This is a genomic window from Nocardiopsis sp. CA-288880 (genome assembly GCF_050955985.1).
Taxonomy (GTDB): Bacteria; Actinomycetota; Actinomycetes; order Streptosporangiales; family Streptosporangiaceae; genus Nocardiopsis; species Nocardiopsis tropica.
Genome location: NZ_CP192105.1, coordinates 2,823,918 through 2,840,826 on the forward strand (window position 1 = coordinate 2,823,918; position 16,909 = coordinate 2,840,826).

General features: G+C 67.6%; 8 protein-coding genes. 6 read left to right on the top strand and 2 right to left on the bottom strand.

Annotated features, from left to right (window positions below; all coding sequences use genetic code 11):
* Positions 1–439: 439 nt before the first annotated feature.
* The 3 genes from ACQPYD_RS11990 to ACQPYD_RS12000 all read left to right on the top strand — a co-directional run bounded on the left by ACQPYD_RS11990 (position 440) and on the right by ACQPYD_RS12000 (position 11,048).
* Complete coding sequence (locus ACQPYD_RS11990) at positions 440–3,937, top strand: LamG-like jellyroll fold domain-containing protein (protein ID WP_433701050.1); 3,498 nt, start codon at positions 440–442, stop codon at positions 3,935–3,937.
* A 128-nt stretch (positions 3,938–4,065) separates the two neighbouring features.
* Positions 4,066–10,518 carry an RHS repeat-associated core domain-containing protein gene (locus ACQPYD_RS11995; RefSeq protein ID WP_433701051.1) on the top strand — a complete coding sequence of 2,151 codons (6,453 nt, stop codon included), beginning with the start codon at positions 4,066–4,068 and terminating at the stop codon, positions 10,516–10,518.
* Positions 10,519–10,664: 146 nt separating this feature from the next.
* Complete coding sequence (locus ACQPYD_RS12000; protein WP_433701052.1) at positions 10,665–11,048, top strand: hypothetical protein; 384 nt, start codon at positions 10,665–10,667, stop codon at positions 11,046–11,048.
* 305 nt (positions 11,049–11,353) lie between these two features.
* On the opposite strand, the gene ACQPYD_RS12005 is transcribed toward ACQPYD_RS12000, so the two are convergent.
* Positions 11,354–11,602: a PLD nuclease N-terminal domain-containing protein gene (locus ACQPYD_RS12005; protein ID WP_433701053.1), complete on the bottom strand. Its 249-nt coding sequence runs from the start codon at positions 11,600–11,602 to the stop codon at positions 11,354–11,356.
* A gap of 165 nt (positions 11,603–11,767) precedes the next feature.
* On the opposite strand from ACQPYD_RS12005, the gene ACQPYD_RS12010 reads away from it, so the two are divergent.
* Positions 11,768–12,889, top strand: a complete 1,122-nt coding sequence (locus tag ACQPYD_RS12010) for an IS630 family transposase (protein ID WP_433701054.1) — start codon at positions 11,768–11,770, stop codon at positions 12,887–12,889.
* A gap of 156 nt (positions 12,890–13,045) precedes the next feature.
* On the opposite strand, the gene ACQPYD_RS12015 is transcribed toward ACQPYD_RS12010, so the two are convergent.
* On the bottom strand, positions 13,046–14,281 hold the full coding sequence (locus ACQPYD_RS12015; protein WP_433698589.1) for an IS701 family transposase: 1,236 nt from the start codon (positions 14,279–14,281) through the stop codon (positions 13,046–13,048).
* A 293-nt stretch (positions 14,282–14,574) separates the two neighbouring features.
* Between ACQPYD_RS12015 and ACQPYD_RS12020 the strand changes: the two genes are divergently transcribed.
* Both ACQPYD_RS12020 and ACQPYD_RS12025 read left to right on the top strand, forming a co-directional pair.
* Positions 14,575–16,278 carry a RelA/SpoT family protein gene (locus ACQPYD_RS12020; protein WP_330158048.1) on the top strand — a complete coding sequence of 568 codons (1,704 nt, stop codon included), beginning with the start codon at positions 14,575–14,577 and terminating at the stop codon, positions 16,276–16,278.
* A gap of 80 nt (positions 16,279–16,358) precedes the next feature.
* Positions 16,359–16,844: an N-acetyltransferase family protein gene (locus ACQPYD_RS12025; RefSeq protein WP_433701055.1), complete on the top strand. Its 486-nt coding sequence runs from the start codon at positions 16,359–16,361 to the stop codon at positions 16,842–16,844.
* Positions 16,845–16,909 lie beyond the last annotated feature (65 nt).

Genomic DNA, 16,909 nt, shown 5'->3' on the forward strand with positions numbered 1-16,909 from the left:
TGAAGACGCGCCGGGGATGCTCGCATAACGCTCTATTTCGATTACCGAGGGTTATGGATTTGGGGTCCGGGTGCTTGAAGGAGGGGGTCGGTCCTCCCTCCTGACGCTGTCCCCGCGAGTCGGGACGGTGACCGAGTCCCCTGGGCTGGGAAGCCGACTTTCCAGGGTTCTCTCGCTCGAAGAGCGAAGTGTGGACCTTGAGGGGCTGTGTCGGTGTTCGGCGTCACCCTGGGTGATGGTGGCCGGATCCGGCCACAAAGGTTTGTCGCCAGCTCAGCCTTGTGGAAGACGCGGCGAGAAGGCTGGTGTGGCTCAGTAAGCTCCTGGTGGGCTTGTTCCCGTATGAGAACTCAAGTAGCTTCTGTCTCGTTTGAGGTGGCTGTAACTGAGTTCCGCTCGGTTCGGTGTCCCGTTCGACAACAAAAGACAGGCATCCCCCATGCATCCCCCCTTGACCCGGGCGACGGCGGTCTCCATTGCCGCAGTCCTGGCCCTGTCGCTGCTCACGGCCGTACCCGCCGCAGCGGACGAAGACGATCCCCTGGCTCCTGTCGGTGAGGACTCCCAGAACGAGGAGTTCGACGCCCTGGCACTGGCTGAGGAGACCGGGGAACGGGTGGAGATCCCGTCGTTGACGGACGAGAAGACCCAGCACTTCGCCAACCCCGACGGTTCCCTGACCGCCGAGACCCATGCCGTCCCGGTGCGGGTGCGCTCCGCGGACGGATGGGTCGACGTGGACACCACCCTGGTCGCCACCGCCGACGGGCTCGTCCGCCCCAGAGCCGCCGGAATGGACATCGCCTTCTCCGGCGGCGGCGACGCTCCGATGGCCAGGCTCGGCATCGGCTCCAACAGCGTTGCTCTCGGCTGGAACGGCGACCTCCCCGCCCCCACGCTGGAGGAGGACCGGGCCACCTACGCCGACGTCCTCCCCGACGTCGACCTGGTGCTCACAGCAGGGGTCGAGGGCTTCACCCAGGTCCTGGTCGTGCACACCTCCGAGGCCGCAACCTCCCCCGACCTGGCCGAACTGGAACTCGCCCTGGCCGCCGACGGCGTCACGGTGAGCGCCGACGAGCACGGCAATATCGAGGCCGTCGGCGACGAGGGCGGGCACAGCGTCTTCACCGTCCAGGCGCCGGCCATGTGGGACTCCACCGGCCAGGACGAAGCTCCGGGTGAGGACCCCCTCATGGCCCCCACCACCGGAGCTCGCACCGCTCTGGTCGAGACGGCGATCGGGGTGGATTCCATCCGGCTGGTCCCCGACCAGGAGATGCTGGTCGACGACACCACCGAGTTCCCGGTCTACATCGATCCCTCGGTCAGCGCCAGCCGTCCCAACTGGGCCTACGTCGATCAGGCCTATCGAAACCAGACCTACTACAACCGCAACATCGACAGCGTCGGTGTGGGCCGGTTCGTGGACACGGCCACCTACATCCGCCGCGCGTTCTTCCAGTTCACCGTCATGGCCCGCACCAACCAGGCCAACACGACCATCAACTCGGCGACGCTGCGCACCGAGGTGGACTGGGCCTACAACTGCAACAGCAACTCCTACATCCAGCTGCACCGTACCGACGCGTTCAACAGCAAGACCACCTGGAACAACCAGCCCACCTCCCGCACTCTTCAGGACACCCAGAACGTCAGGGGCGGCTGGGCCACCTGCCCCTCCAGCAGCGGTGTGGAGTTCGACGCCACCAACGCCTACAAGTGGGGTGTCGACAACGACTCCTCCCACATCTACCTGCGGCTGAAGGAACGCGACGAGTCCGCGGTGACCGCTTGGCGGAGGTTCAACGTCAAGAACAAGCCGCCGGTCCTGGTCGTCAACTACAACAATCCCCCGTCCCAGGTGAGCGCCGCGAGCATGTCGGACTCCCTCGGCGGCATCTGCTCCACCGACAAGGACAAGCCGCGTCTGGTCAACGACACCTCCCTCACGCTCAGGGCCACGATCCGCGACTACGACGCGCGCAAGGACTGGGGCGGACAGAAGCTGAAGGTGCGCTTCGCCTGGTGGGCCGACGGTGAAGGAGATCCGCTGGGGGAGGCGGAGTCGTCGTATGCCGACGTGGGCTACTGGCCCAATGGCTCCGAACGCAGTGTGACGGTGTCCGGCCTGCCGGAGAACCAGTTGCTCGGATACCGGGCCATGGCGCACGACCAGACGGCGTGGAGCCCCTCCTGGTCCTCCTGGTGCTGGATCGAGATCGACACCAACAAACCCGACACCGGACCGACGGTGACCTCCACCGACTACCCGGCCGACGACGCCATGCACGGCAGTGTCGGGCGAACCGGCGATTTCACGTTCGCCAACAACGGTGTCGAGGAAGCGGCTTCGTACTACTACAGCCTCAACGACCCCTCCTGCGCGACCGAGGTCAAGCTCGCCGAGCCCGGTGCGAGCGCGACCGTCTCCCTGACGCCGCGCCGCAACGGCGCGAACATGATCTACGCCAGCACGGTCGACGCGTACGGGAACTCGTCCCTGTGCGAACTCGCCTACTACTTCCTCGTCGCTCCGCCGAGCAGCCCTGTGGCCCACTTCACCTTGAACGACGGGCAAGGGGACACGGCCGCCGACTCGGCCGAGACAGGACGTGAGGCCGTCGCCTCCGGCGACATCGGCTGGACCCGGGGCCGTGTGGGCGGCATCATCGACGGCGCCTTCCGCCTGGAGAACACCGGCCTGGACACACTGGGTGGGGGACACGTCCGTACCGACGAACCGGTGATCGACACCAGCGGAGCGTTCTCGGTCTCCGCGTGGGTGCGCCTCGACGCCGAGCAGCCGAGCCGGGCCTACACGGCGGTCGGCCAGGACGGGACCCGGCAGAGCGGCTTCTACCTCGGCTACCAGCACACCCAGGGGGGCCGGTGGGTCTTCAAGCAGGCCCCCTACGACGGGGACGACACCTCGATCTCCGAACGGGTGCTCTCCAGCGAACCCGCTGAACTGGGTGTCTGGACCCACCTGCTCGGCACCCACGACCCCGAGACGGGCGCGCTCACCCTGTACGTCGACGGGGTCGAACAGGGCACGCACATCCAGTCGTCGGCGTGGAACGCCGAGGGCCCGTTCGTCGTCGGCGGAGCCAAGTACCGGGGCACCTACTACGACTTCTGGCCCGGAGCCATCGACGATGTGCGCGTGTGGAACCGCGTGGTCACCGATGAAGTGGTGGTCGAGGACCCGGAGGCCCGATCCGAGGCGTGGACCCTGGCCAACCGCCCCATCGCCCTGGAAGGCCGCTGGAGACTGGACGAAACCGACGGCACCGCGGTCACGGACTCCTCCGATCACGACCTGGACGGAACCCTGCACGGTGACCCCCTCACCGCGTGGAACCACGCCGTCAACGACGTCACCTACGCCCCCGGTGTGAGCCTGAACCCGCAGACGCAGGAACACATCGCGACCCGTGCCGCGGCGATCCGCACCGACCGCAGCTACAGCGTCGCGACCTGGGTCCGATTGGACGAGATCGGACGCAACGCGGCCGCCGTGGCGCAGAACGGCAACGACCACAGCGGCTTCACGCTCGCCTACCAGTACACCTACGACTGGAACAACTGGGTCATGAAGCTGCCCCCCGAGGACCGGACCGGAGCCACCGGGTGGCACCGCGCCCTGTCCACGCACGCGCCCGAGTTCGGGCGATGGACCCATCTGGCCGCGACCTACGACCACACCTCGCGCGAAGTCACCCTCTACGTCGACGGAACCAGGAACGGCACGGTCGAGGTCCCCGCAGCCTGGAACGCCGCCGGCCCCGTGGTCATCGGCGGCGGGCGCTTCGAGCAGCAGTTCGCCGACGCCTGGGCGGGAGACATCAGCGATGTCCACCTCTACCAGGGTGTACTCGACGAAGACGAGATCAGGGCGGTCCTGCACGGGATCTCCCCAGCGCCCACCCTCTGACCGGTAACCCCCAAGAACTCCTCTGCCCTGTGAGCTTCCGGCCGCTGTCAGAAAGGCATGCCGTGCCTGATAATCCCCCGCACACGACGAACCCGTCCGAAGGGACCCTCCCCGACCAGGAACCGGTCGTGGTCCCCCGTACACGCACCATGGCCAACAGCCGTTTCGTGCGATTCATCAAGGGACCGGTGACCTATGCCTCTGTGCTGGTCCTGGTAGGCGGCCTGCTACAAGCCGCACCGGCGTCCTCGCTCACCTTCAACACCCGTCCCGATGTGGTCGACGAGGAATCCGTCGCCGGCACGGATGTCGAAGGAGCTCTGGCGGCGGCCGGAGAAGAGGACGCCATCGCCGAGGCGGCTCTCGACGAGCCCTTGGACCATGCCTGGCCCGGAGAAGGAGCTGGGGACACCGATCTCGCGGCCCCGGGGGAGGACCTCCAGGTCGTCGACGGACTGATCACAGTGGCCCAGGTCTCCGAAGAGGATTTGGAGGACTGGGAGAAGGAGTTCGCGCCGGACTTCCCCGCTGCCGAGGCCGCTCCGGCCGACGACGGCAGGGCGCCCGCCCCGTACGAGCCGGAGACGGGGGAGCAGGACGAGGCGGTCGAGCCCAGCCCCGAGGGATCCGACCCCGAGGTGGCGCCGGAGGAAGAGCTGCCCGAGGTTCCCGCGGAGGACGAGGACACGGAAGCCGACGCGGACGACGAAGGCGACGAACCCGCTGACGAAGCACCCCTCGCCTCCCCCGTGGCGTCGGTGCGGGTCGAGGTCCTCGACCGCGCCGTGGCCGAGGAAGCGGGGATCGACGGCCTGCTCCTGCGGGTGGTCCGAACCGATGAGGCGCACGAGGCAGGGCCGGTCGACCTGACGATCGACTACTCCGGCTTCGCCCACGCCTACGGGGGTGATTACGGTGGGCGCTTGGACCTGACCGAGGTCGACCCCTGCCTCATCGACGAGTCCGTCGAGTGTCAGGAACGCGCTCCACACACGTTCACGACCGACAACGACGCCGAAGCGCAGACCCTCACGGGAACCGTGCCGGCACTGGGAAGTGAGGGCGCGCTCCTGGCCGTGGCCGCCGACGCCAACGGTTCGCGGGGCGACTACACCGCCACCGACCTGTCGGCCGCGTCCAGCTGGGACGTCGGACTCCAGACCGGTGACTTCTCCTGGAACTACCCCGTCGACACACCGCCGGTCGCGGGCGACCTCACCCCGGGGATCGAACTGGGCTACTCCTCCAGCTCTGTGGACGGGCGGGTCTCCTCCTCCAACAACCAGGCCTCCTGGATCGGTGAGGGCTTCAACTACGCCTCCGGGTTCATCGAGCGCAAGTACGTGCCCTGCGCCGACAGCCAACCGGACAACGCGAAGACCGGAGACCTGTGCTGGTCGCGCCACAACGCCACGTTCTCCCTGAACGGCCGCTCGGGAGAGATGTTCCTGGACGAGGACGGAACGTGGCGTATGCGTCACGACGACGCCTCGAAGATCGAACGGCTCACCGGTGCCACCAACGGTGACAACGACGGTGAGCACTGGAAGATCACCACGACAGACGGCACCCAGTACTACTTCGGTCTGAACCGGCTCCCCGGATACACCAGCGGCAAGCCGGAGACGAACTCGGCCTGGACCGTCCCCGTGTTCGGGCGCAACTCCGGACAGCCCTGCAACGCGTCCAGCTTCGCGAACTCCTGGTGCCAACAGGGCTGGCGATGGAACCTCGACTACGTGGTGGACGCGCACGGCAACGCCATGACCTACCACTACACCAAGGAGCGCAACCGCTACGGCCGCAACGCCCAGGCCAACACGCCCACGGTCTACGACCGCGGGGGGTACCTGCGCCGCATCGACTACGGGCTGCGCTCGGACGACGTCTACGCCACCGCCCCGGCCCGCGTGAACTTCGGCGTCGGTGAGAGGTGCATCCCCACCAGCAGCTTCGACTGTGCCGAGGACAAGTACACCAGCGCCAATGCCGCCCACTGGCCAGATGCGCCCTTCGACCAGCACTGTGCGGAAGGACAGAACTGCACCAACAAGCTGTCCCCCACGTTCTGGACCCGCAAGAAGCTGGACACCATCACCACCCAGGTCCACAACGGGACCGAGTACACCAACGTCGACTCCTGGAAGCTCGAGCACGCCTACCCCCGGACCGGCGACGGCACGCCTCCGGACCTGTGGCTGGAGTCGATCACCCACACCGGTCACGTCGGAGGCAGTGCTGCCCTTCCCGCACTGGAGTTCGGAGGGACCCAGTACGAGAACAGGGTCGACACCCAGGACGACGGCTTTGCCCCCATGCTCAAGTGGCGGATCTCCAAGATCCTCACCGAGAGCGGCGGCCAGCTCGACGTCAGCTACGGTGGCGGCGAGTGCGACCCCGAGGCCTTCCCGGACCCGCACGCCAATGGCACCCGCTGCTTCCCCGTCGTGAACACCACCGCGGACGGCAAGAGCGAGTACACCGACTGGTTCCACAAGTACGTGGTCACCCAGGTCAGCGAATTCGACCTGGTCACCGACCAGCCGGAGAACCGGACCACCTACGAGTACCTGGGCGAGGCCGGCTGGCGCTACCAGGACGCGGATGGGTTCGCCCGGGACAAACACCGCACCTGGTCCAACTGGCGCGGATACGAACAGGTCCGTGTCGTGACCGGCACCGACGACGCCACCCGCTCCGCCACCGAGCACCGCTTCTTCCGGGGCATGCACGGAGACCACCTGCCCAACGGGACACGGACCGTCGACGTCAGCGACTCCGAAGGCGGCAGGCACCGCGACCTCAACGAGTACAACGGGTTCACGCTGGAGGAGACCACGCTCAACGGCCCCGACGGCGACGTCGTGGAGAAGACCATCTCCCAGCCCTGGAGCCAGGTCACCGGAGAGCGCACCTACTCCTGGGGGACGCTCCAGGCACGCATGACCGGCATGGCCACGAGCACCCAGTACACCGCCACCGGTGACGGATGGATGCGCACCCGTGAGAGTGCCGAGTACGACTCGCTGGGCCGTATCAGCCAGGTCGACACCGACGGCGACCTCGATGCCTCCGGTGACGAGGAGTGCACCCGCTACACCTACGCCGACAACCCCGGCCTCAGGATCCTGGACTCCGTGGCCCGGACCGAGAAGGTCGCGGTCGACTGTGACACGGCTCCGTCCTATCCCGAGGACGTCATCAGCGACGAGCGCTCCCTCTTCGACGGAGGCGGTTTCGGCGAGGCGCCGACCGTCGGCCTGACCACGAGTTCTCAGCGTGTCATGGAGTACGAGGGCAGCACTCCCACCTACCAGGTCGTCGAGGAGAGGGAGTACGACTCCTACGGACGTACAGTCTCCGAGACCGACCCGCGGGGGAACGTCACCGAGACCAGCTACACGTCCACGGTCACGGGGGGAGTGGCGACCACCGTCGCCACGACCAACCCTCTGGGACACACCGAGACCGAACACCTCGAGCCCGCTCGCGGCATGCCGGTGGCCGAGGTCGACGCCAACAACCACCGCACGGACATGACCTATGACCCCCTGGGGCGCCTGACCCAGGTGTGGACCCCTGACCACAGGAAGGCCAACGGGGTCGATCCCGCCATGCGGTTCGAATACCACATGCGCAACGACGCCCCCACGGTCGTGGTGAGCCGGACCCGGCGCGAGAACGGGAGCTACACCTCGACCTACCAGATCTACGACGGACTGCTGCGCGAGCGCCAGCAGCAGGAACCGGGCGTAGGCGGAGGGCGCCTGATCACCGACACCTTCTACGACAGCCGGGGGCTGGAGACCAAGAAGCGGCACGCCTACTTCAACAACGACGCTCCCGGTGAGGACATCTTCCTTCCCACCGGCAACGACGATCTCATCCCCCGGTACACCCGGACGTCCTATGACGGAGCCGAGCGCCCGGTCGAGGTCCGCACCATGTCCATGGGCCACGAACTCTGGCACACGTCGTCCCAGGACCTGGGGGACCGCCAGCTGATCACACCAGCTCCTGGGGCGATTCCCACGACCACGATCAAGAACTCCCGCGGCCAGACCGTCGAGGTGCGCCAGCACGAAGGCGACACGCCCGAGGCCGATTACACCTCACTCCACTACACCTACACCCCCGCCGGTGAGGTGGAGACGGTGACCGACGAGGCAGGCAACGTCTGGCGCAACCACTACGACCTGCGCGGTCGCAAGACCCGTACCGACGAACCCGACCGCGGCACCACCGAGTTCGTCTACGACTCCGCGGACCAGGTGGTCGCGCGAACCGACGCCCGCGACGAGTCCATCGTCTACGTCTACGACGAACTGGGCCGCAAGGTCGCCCAGCACGAAGGAGGGGCGGACGGCCCGCTCCTGGCCTCCTGGACCTTCGACACCGTCGCCAAGGGACAGCTGAGCAGAGCCACCCGCTACCAGGACGGTCTGGAGTTCACCACCTCGATCGCCGCTTACGACCCTCTGGGGCGGGCGACCTCCACCCGTATCCACATCCCTGAGGACCCGGCGTACGGCAACCTGAGCGGCCCCTACCAGTTCCGGAGCACCTACAACTCCGACGGCACGGTCAGGTCGAACTACTACGCCGCCGCCGGCGGACTGCCCGAGGAGACCGTCAGCTACACCTACAACGACCAGGGCCTGGCGACCAGGGTCAGAGGTATGAGCGCCGCGGAGACGGTGGACTACGTCCACGCCACCTCCTACTCCAACCACGGGCAGATCCTGCAACGCGAGCACTACCGCAACGACGGATCACACCAGGCCAAGTACATCTGGTCCACGCGGACCTATGACTCCGGGACCCAGCGGCTGGCCACTGCTCGCGTGCACGCCGAGATCGGGAACGGCACTCTCGTCCAGCAGCACTACTCCTACGACGCGGCCGGCAATGTGCTCAGCGTCAGGGACGAACCCACTGCTGAAGGACTTCTGCCGGACGTCCAGTGCTTCGGCTACGACGAGATGCGACGCCTCACCGACGAGTGGACGGTCGCTGCCAGCGGCGACCAGGCCTGTGGCACCCCGCCGTCCACGGACGCGCTGGGAGGGGCCGCTCCGTACTGGAACAGCTACACCTACGACGACCTCGGCAACCGCCTCACCGACACCCGGCACGGGCTCGTCGAGGGCAGCGATGTCGAGCGCACCTACCAGCGGCCGGAGGCAGGGCAGGACCGCCCGCACGCCGTGACCCAGGTCGACTCCACCGGAGCCGGCGGCACCGCCACCTACGCCTACGACGAAGCCGGGAACATGGTCTCCCGGCAGACTTCCACCCGTTCCCAGACCCTGGAATGGGACGCGGAGGGCCAGCTCGCCGCTGTCCAGGAAGGGCAGAACACCTCCGAATTCGTCTACGACACCGAGGGTGAGCGGCTGATCCGGGACGACGGGCAGAAGGTGACTCTCTTCCTCCCGGGTACGGAACTCACCTTCGACAAGGAAGAGCTCGCCTTCCAGTCGACCAGGTTCTACGAACACGCCGACGAGGTCATCGCGAGCCGCTCCAACAACGGAAGCGTCCACTGGATCTTCTCCGACCACCACCAGACCGGGCAGCTCGCGGTGGACTCCCTCACCGGGGAAGGGGTGCGGCGCAGGTTCACCGCCTTCGGCGGAGAACGCGGCAACGCCAACGGCGCCTGGCCCAACTCACGCGGGTTCGTCGGCGGGGTCGTTGACGACCAGGCAGGACTGACACGTCTGGGCGCCCGCTCCTACGACTCGGGGCTGGGGTCGTTCATCTCACCGGACCCGGTCGTGGACACGGCCGACTCCCAGCAGATGCACGGGTATTCCTACTCCAACAACAACCCGGTATCCTTTACCGACCCTGACGGGCTGTTCCTGCGCAAGAGCTTTGCGAAGGCTCGCCAGTGGGCTGCTCAGCGTGCTCGCCAGGCCGCTATCCGTGCCTACCAGGTGCGTATGGCCGCCATCCGGGCCTACCAGATCCGCCAGGCAGCCATCCGTGCTGCGCAGATCCGTGCCGCCCAGATTCGCGCGGCGAAGATCCGCGCCGCGCAGATTCGCGCGGCGAAGGCGGCGGCAGCTGCGCGCAAGGCAGCAGCTATGCGGGCAGCGGCGGCACGTAAGGCCGCTGCGGTGAGGGCCGCACGGGAGAGGGCAGCGCGAGCCGCTGCGGAGAAGAGGAGAGAAGCTGCGCGGCGCCAAGCCGAGCAACGCAAAATTGCGGAGGTCAATAGGAGAAAGCAAGAGGAGCGTCACAACTCTGAGAATTTTCCTGAGCCTGCTTTGCGCGGTGAAGGAGATCGAGAGGTCTCGAGACGACCAGAGGAGAGTACATCGACAGGGGGTTTTGACTTTGTCGAATGTGTGGGAGTCACAGGATCATTGGTAGGTATTGGTGGTGGCGTGGGAGGTGCATTGGGCATAGGGGCCGGTGCTGTGGCGGGTACGATGGGAATCGCCACTGGGCCGGGCGTCGTGTTGACGGTACCTGCCGGTATCGGCCTTGGGGCTGCGATCGGCACTGGAGCCGGAGCGCTCGCCGGTTTTACTGTTGGGGCAGGGTATTGCATGACTATGAATTACAGGTAGTCTTGAGCTGGGTGAATGGGGTTGCTGGAGTATTTTTCCCGAAGTTGCCCCGCATTGTAGGGCGCTGTAGTTATTTGCTAGTGAAATTCCCCTTAAAATTTCTGTTTTGCATTCACCGGTAGAGTAAGGCGCGGCAAGTGTACTTGGTGAGATCACTGTCTTTGGCCGGAGCGGCCCTGCTGTCGGTGCTGTTCGGTGTCGTTCTGGCTTCGGTGTGGATCTCGGATTTCTGGAAAATATCTACACTGGCATTGCTCGGCTTGATAGGTGTTCTTCTTATATTTTTGTCTATATTTCCTCGTGAGGTGGATTTCGGAGTCTCGCCTTTCGCTGTTGTGGTGCGTGTTTCTGCGGCATTGATTTGGTTTGTCTGTCTGCTGTCCGTTTCCTTGTGGGCGATTTTGGTGGCCGCTGGGGTGGGTGCATGGCAAACGTTCCCGCCAATTGTTTTGGCTGGTGTCCTTCTGTCTATTTCTGTTTTTTTGTGGTTTCTTGATGGTCGTGCATTAAAGCGTGCCGAAAAAACTTGAACCGACCTCAAGATTTCCTGGGTGATCCGTAGTGGTGGGTGTAACGTTTGCGGTTTCATGGGTTTTCTCGCGAGCTTCATTATCGCGAATGTTTTTGTGGGTGGCATTGAAGCCGGTTGCGGTAGCGGTGTGGATGGTGGTGCAGGACCGCCACTCTGAGCTCCGTCTCCGACCACCGTCTTTGTGTACTGTTCCATCTGCTCGTGACGACCCGGCCGCGCCGTGATGGGGCATGGCCCTGAGAGGAGAGGACATTGGCCGAAGCCGGGACACGACGGTCCCGCTCAGCAGACCGGGACTGCGCGCTACCTGTACCTGCGGTCCTGGTTACGGCCGATGAGGAACCACAGGAGGGCGCCGATGAAGGGGGCGATGCACACGAAGACGAGCCAGACGACCTTCATGGCCCCGTCCACCCGGGAGCCGAGGATGCTGAACACCGCGGCGATGATGAAGACGACCACGGCCAGGCCCACCAGCAGGGCCATGATGAGGATGAAGGCCGTGATCCCGGCTTCCATGGTGGTCGCGTCGGCCAGTGCCAGCAGCGTCATGCGGTGCCCTTTCGGGGGTAGAGGTTCGAGTCGGTCCGTCCCTCCGGGGCCGGTCGGCCCCGGGGAACGTTCTCCACGCTAGTGCTGTGGCCGGAAACGTTCGCCCGGGTGGGTGATCGGTGCCAGGGTTGACCGCAACACCAGCAGTCGACCCTGGGAGCCGCGGTGTCCGCACCCCTCAAAGCCCGCAGACTCACCGCCCCCGAGGGCCAAAAACTCCAACGCATCGTCCGCCGGGGCAGTACCAACACGGTCCGCTACCGGCGGGCGATGATCATCCTGGCCTCCTCCAGCGGCAACACCGTCCCGGTCATCGCCCGCCTGGTCGCCGCTGACGACAAGACCGTGCGCGAGGTCATCCACGCCTTCAACACCCACGGGCTGGACTGCCTGGACCCTAAGTGGGCGGGAGGCCGTCCCCGCCTGCTCACCCCCGACGAGGAAGCCCTCGTCATCCAGACGGCCACGACCCGACCGGCCAAGCTCGGCCGGCCCTTCACCCGCTGGTCGCTGCGCAAACTCGCCGCCCACCTGGCCCACCGGGGCGGACCGGGCCTGCGCATCGGCCGCGAGACCCTGCGGACCCTGCTGCACCGCCACCACATCACCTTCCAGCGCACCACGACCTGGAAGGACTCACCCGACCCCGAGGCCGATGCCAAACTGGACCGGATCGAGCACGTCATGGAGCACTTCGCCGACCGGGTCTTCGCCTTCGACGAGTTCGGACCCCTGGGCATCCGGCCCACCGCCGGGACGGGCTGGGCCCGGTCCCGCCGCCCGGACCGGATCCCGGCCACCTACCGGCGCACCCACGGGATCACCTACTTCCACGGCTGCTACTCAGTGGGCTCCGACACTTTGTGGGGCATCAACCACCGGCGCAAAGGCGGAGCGAACACGCTGAAGGCGCTCAAGTCGATCCGGGCCGCCCGCCCGGACGGCGCCCCGGTCTACGTGATCATGGACAACCTGTCCGCGCACAAGGGCCCCAAGATCCGCGCCTGGGCCCGGCGCAACAAGGTCGAGCTGTGCTTCACCCCCACCTACGCCTCCTGGGCCAACCCGATCGAGGCGCACTTCGGGCCTTTGCGCCAGTTCACCATCGCCAACTCCCACCACCCCAACCACACGGTCCAAACGCGGGTGCTGCACGCCTACTTGAGGTGGCGCAACGCCAATGCCCGCGACCCGCACGTGCTCGCGGCCCAACGCCGCGAACGCGCCCGGGTGCGCAGCGAGAAAGGTCTGCGCTGGGGAGGCCGACCGCTAACCATCGCGGCGTGAGAGCACCCGGGCGAACGTTTGCGGCCACGGCACTAGTAGTACTTCGTTAACTCGTGTCGGGTGGGTGCTGCTGCGCAAGGGGCCTACGGCAGGTGTGACACACGCCGGTCCAGCACAGCAGCACCCGTTGGAGCTCCTCCAACACCTGGTACAGACTCAGACCGACGTCGACCCTTTTGGGTCGAGTCTTCGCAGGGTCAGGAACGCCTGCGCCGCGCTGACCAGCGTGACATGGTGATGCCAGCCCCGCCAGGTCCGCCCCTCGTAGTGGTCCAACCCCAGGCCGTGCTTGAGCTCGCGGTAGTCGTGCTCGATCCGCCACCGGATCTTCGCCAACCGCACCAGCTGCCGCAACACGGTCCCGGCAGACAGGCTGGACAGCCAGTAGTCCGTGGGCGCCTCCCCATGGGGCGGCCACTCGGCGATCAGCGTCTCGACCGGCAGCACCCCGTCCCACGTCGAGCGCCCGCCCGCACGGTCCAGAGCCGCTTGGCGGGCGGACTTACCCGCCAAGCGCACGTCCATGACCAGGAAACGGCCCCGCATCGCCCCACGGGACCCCTGCCGCCACGTACACCGACGCAACGCGGCGCGCCCCTGTTCCAGGGCCAGGTCCTTCAACGAGCGGGCCGGGGTCCGGTAGCGCGGCAGACGCGGCCCCGGCCCGGACCGATCGGGCGCCCGGGGCACCGCCCCACCGGGATGGGCGTTCAGATCACCGCGCACCGCGACCACGTAGTCCAGGCCCCGCTCGGCCAACCCGTGGCGCAAGCCGTGGATCTGCCCGTAGCCGGCATCGGCCACCACCACCCGGTCGGCCAGCCCCCAGGAGCGGGCCTCATCGACCATGTCCAGGGCCAGCCGCCATTTCTCCCGGTGGCCGACCCGGTCGGGCACCCCGGTCTTGACCCGGCGCTCATCGGCGGCATCGGCCCAGTCCTGGGGCAGGTAGAGCCGCCAGTTCAGCGGCACCGAGGCGGCATCGGTGACCGCGTGCAGGCTCACCGCGCTCTGGCACACCGCCTGCTTGCCCAGGGCCCCGCACCACTGGTGGGCCGCCCCCACCGACTCGGTGCCCGCTTTGGGCAGGCCCGAGTCGTCGATCACCCACGCATCCGGGGTGATCGCCTCACTCACCTTGGTGGCCAGGCGTCGTTGGACGGGGGTGTGCTCCCACGGGGACTGGCCCACGAACTGCTGCAGGGCCTGCATGTTGCCGTCCGGGAGGCGCTCGGCCATGGGCTGGATGGACTTGCGCCGCCCGTCCAGCATCAGACCGCGCAGGTAGCAGCTGCCCCAGGCCCGGGAGTCCTTGCGGGGGATGGACGCGAAGACCTCGGCGCAGAACGCGTCGAGGTCCTCGCGCAGCTCTTCTACAGCGGCCAGATCCACGCGTCCATGATGGCGGAACCGAGCCGAGAAAACAGATACTTAACGAAGTACTACTAGGCGCGGGGTCGCCTTCCCCACATCCACCTGCGGGCCCTACCGCCGCGGCGACCAAAGGGGTAGAGGCACGACCACAGGGGCCGCTTTGGTCGGTGGGCGCACCGACTTTCGTCGGTGGCCGCGCGCGGGAGTCCCGCCTCCCAGCGATGAGCTCGCCCCTTCCCCTCGTGGAGTCGCCGGCCTGCTCGTAGAATCGGGTGATCCCGTCGGATGTCCGAGCGTGAGGGGTCCTGTCCATGGTCGCGTCGACCGATCTGACCGCGTCGTCCGAGTGGTGGCGGGGCCTGAACGAGGCCATGTCCGCCCGGCGCCCGCTGCCCAGGGTGCAGCCGCTGGTCAAGGAGCACCTGCGCTGGTACCCCAAGGCGGACGTCGCGCTGTTGAGCCGCGCCTACGCCGTCGCCGACCACCTGCACCGCGAGCAGAAGCGCAAGAGCGGCGAACCGTTCATCATCCACCCGCTCGCGGTCGCCACGATCCTGGCCGAGATGGGATTGGACACCGCCACCCTGGTCGCAGCGCTCCTGCACGACACCGTGGAGGACACCCCCTTCAGCCTCGCCCACCTGGCCGCCGAGTTCGGCGCGGAGGTCGGGATCATGGTGGACGGGGTCACCAAGGTCGACCGGTCCATGTACGGCAGCGCGGCGGCGGGGGAGACGTTCCGCAAGATGGTCGTCGCGGCCAAGGACGACCTGCGGGTGCTCCTCATCAAGCTCGCGGATCGGGTCCACAACCTGCGCACCCTCCAGTTCCAGCCGCCCCACAAGCGCGCCAAGATCGCCCGGGGCACCCGGGAGCTGCTGATCCCCCTGGCGGAGCGGCTGGGGGTGTACCAGCTCAAACGGGAGCTGGAGGACCTGTGTTTCGAGTACCTGGAGACGGAGGACTTCGAGCGCGTGCGGGAGCGCACCGAACAGGTGCGCCGCTCCCACGAGCACGAGATCGACTCCCTGCGGGTGAGCCTGCGCGACGTGCTGCACGCGTTCCGGGTCAAGGCGGAGGTCGTGGTGCGCGAGCGGCACCTGTACTCCGTGTTCACCTCCGGCCTGCGGGCGGGCTCGGAGGTCGGCCCGGTGGCCACGGTCCGGTACGTGGTCGTGGTGCGCGGCGGGGAGCAGAACGCCTACCTGGCCCTGGGGGCGGTCCACGGCAGATGGCGCCCGGTGCCGAGGAGGTTCCGCGACTTCATCGCGACCCCCAAGTACAACCTGTACAAGGCCCTGCACACCACCGTCGTCACCGAGTCGGGCCGTCAGGTCCAGATCATCATCTGCGACCCCCACGCCCGTGAGGTGTCGGAGTACGGGATCATCGCGCAGATCCGCCAGGAGACCTCGAAGGACGGCCGCCTCCTCCAGGAGGGACGGACCAGGGCCGACCCCGAGTGGCTGACGCGGCTGCTCGGCTGGCAGGAGCAGGCCAGCGCCGAGGACCTCCTCACGGGGGCGCGCACCGACCTGGCCGACACGATCACGGTGCTGACCGGCGAGGGCAGGGTCCTCACCCTCCCGGAGGGGGCGACCCCCGTGGACGTGGCCTACGCCCTGGGGGAGGAGACCGGCAACCACTTCTCCGCGGCCACGATCGACGGCCGCCTGGCAGGACCCGCCGCGAGGATCCGCGAGGGCGACACGGTGCGGATCGTCACCACCGACGAGCCCGCCCCGGACCGGGGGTGGCTGGACTCGGTCCGGACGGGTGAGGCGCGGGTGGGCATCACAGCCTGGCACCGCGTCCGCGCCCGCGAGCGCGCCTCCGAGGACGGGAGGTGGCGGCTCGCCGAACTGCTGGGGCAGGACCGGCTGGTCGAGGCGGAGGCCGCCGGAAAACTGATCGGGGTCGCCCGGCGCATGGGCCATCCCGACATGGAGGACCTGTACGTGGCCCTGGGGGAAGGGCGCCGCGCCCCCGAGGACGTCTCCGACCAGCTGTCCTGAGGGGCGGTTTCGGCGCGGGACCGGTTCCTGTCCGGGGGTGCCTTCCGGGAGGCCTCGGGCCGCTGTGGCAGCATCGGGGCATGAGCGATCCCGTCGTCCGCCCGGCCGGAGCAGAGGACCTGAACGCCGTCTCCGGGCTGCGGTGGCGCTGGTCGGAGGAGAATCACGGAACGCCAGAGGTTCCCCTGGAGGAGTTCGCGTCCCGGTTCGTCGACTGGGCGAAGGGGAACGGGGCCTCCCACCACTGCTTCGTCGCGGTTCTGGACGGGGACGTGGTCGGCATGGCGTGGCTGGCGGTCACACAGCGGGTGCCGCACCCACGCGCGGTGGTCAGGGCGTCGGGGGACGTGCAGTGCGTGTACGTGCGGCCGGAACACCGCGACCGGGGTCTGGGAGCCCTGTTGGTCGAGGCGGTGCTGGGGCTGGCCCGCGCTCTCGGCCTGGAGCGGGTGACCGTCCACTCCACCGAGCGCGCCGTGGCCGCCTATGAGCGCGGCGGGTTCGCGGTGTCGCCGCTCCTGCTGCAGACCGTGCCCGGTTCTGGTGGCGCCGGCGCCCGGGGCTGACACGCCGCGGGGAGGCCGCCCCGGCCCCGCGGAGGCGCGACACGCCGGGCTCCCGCGTCCCCCGT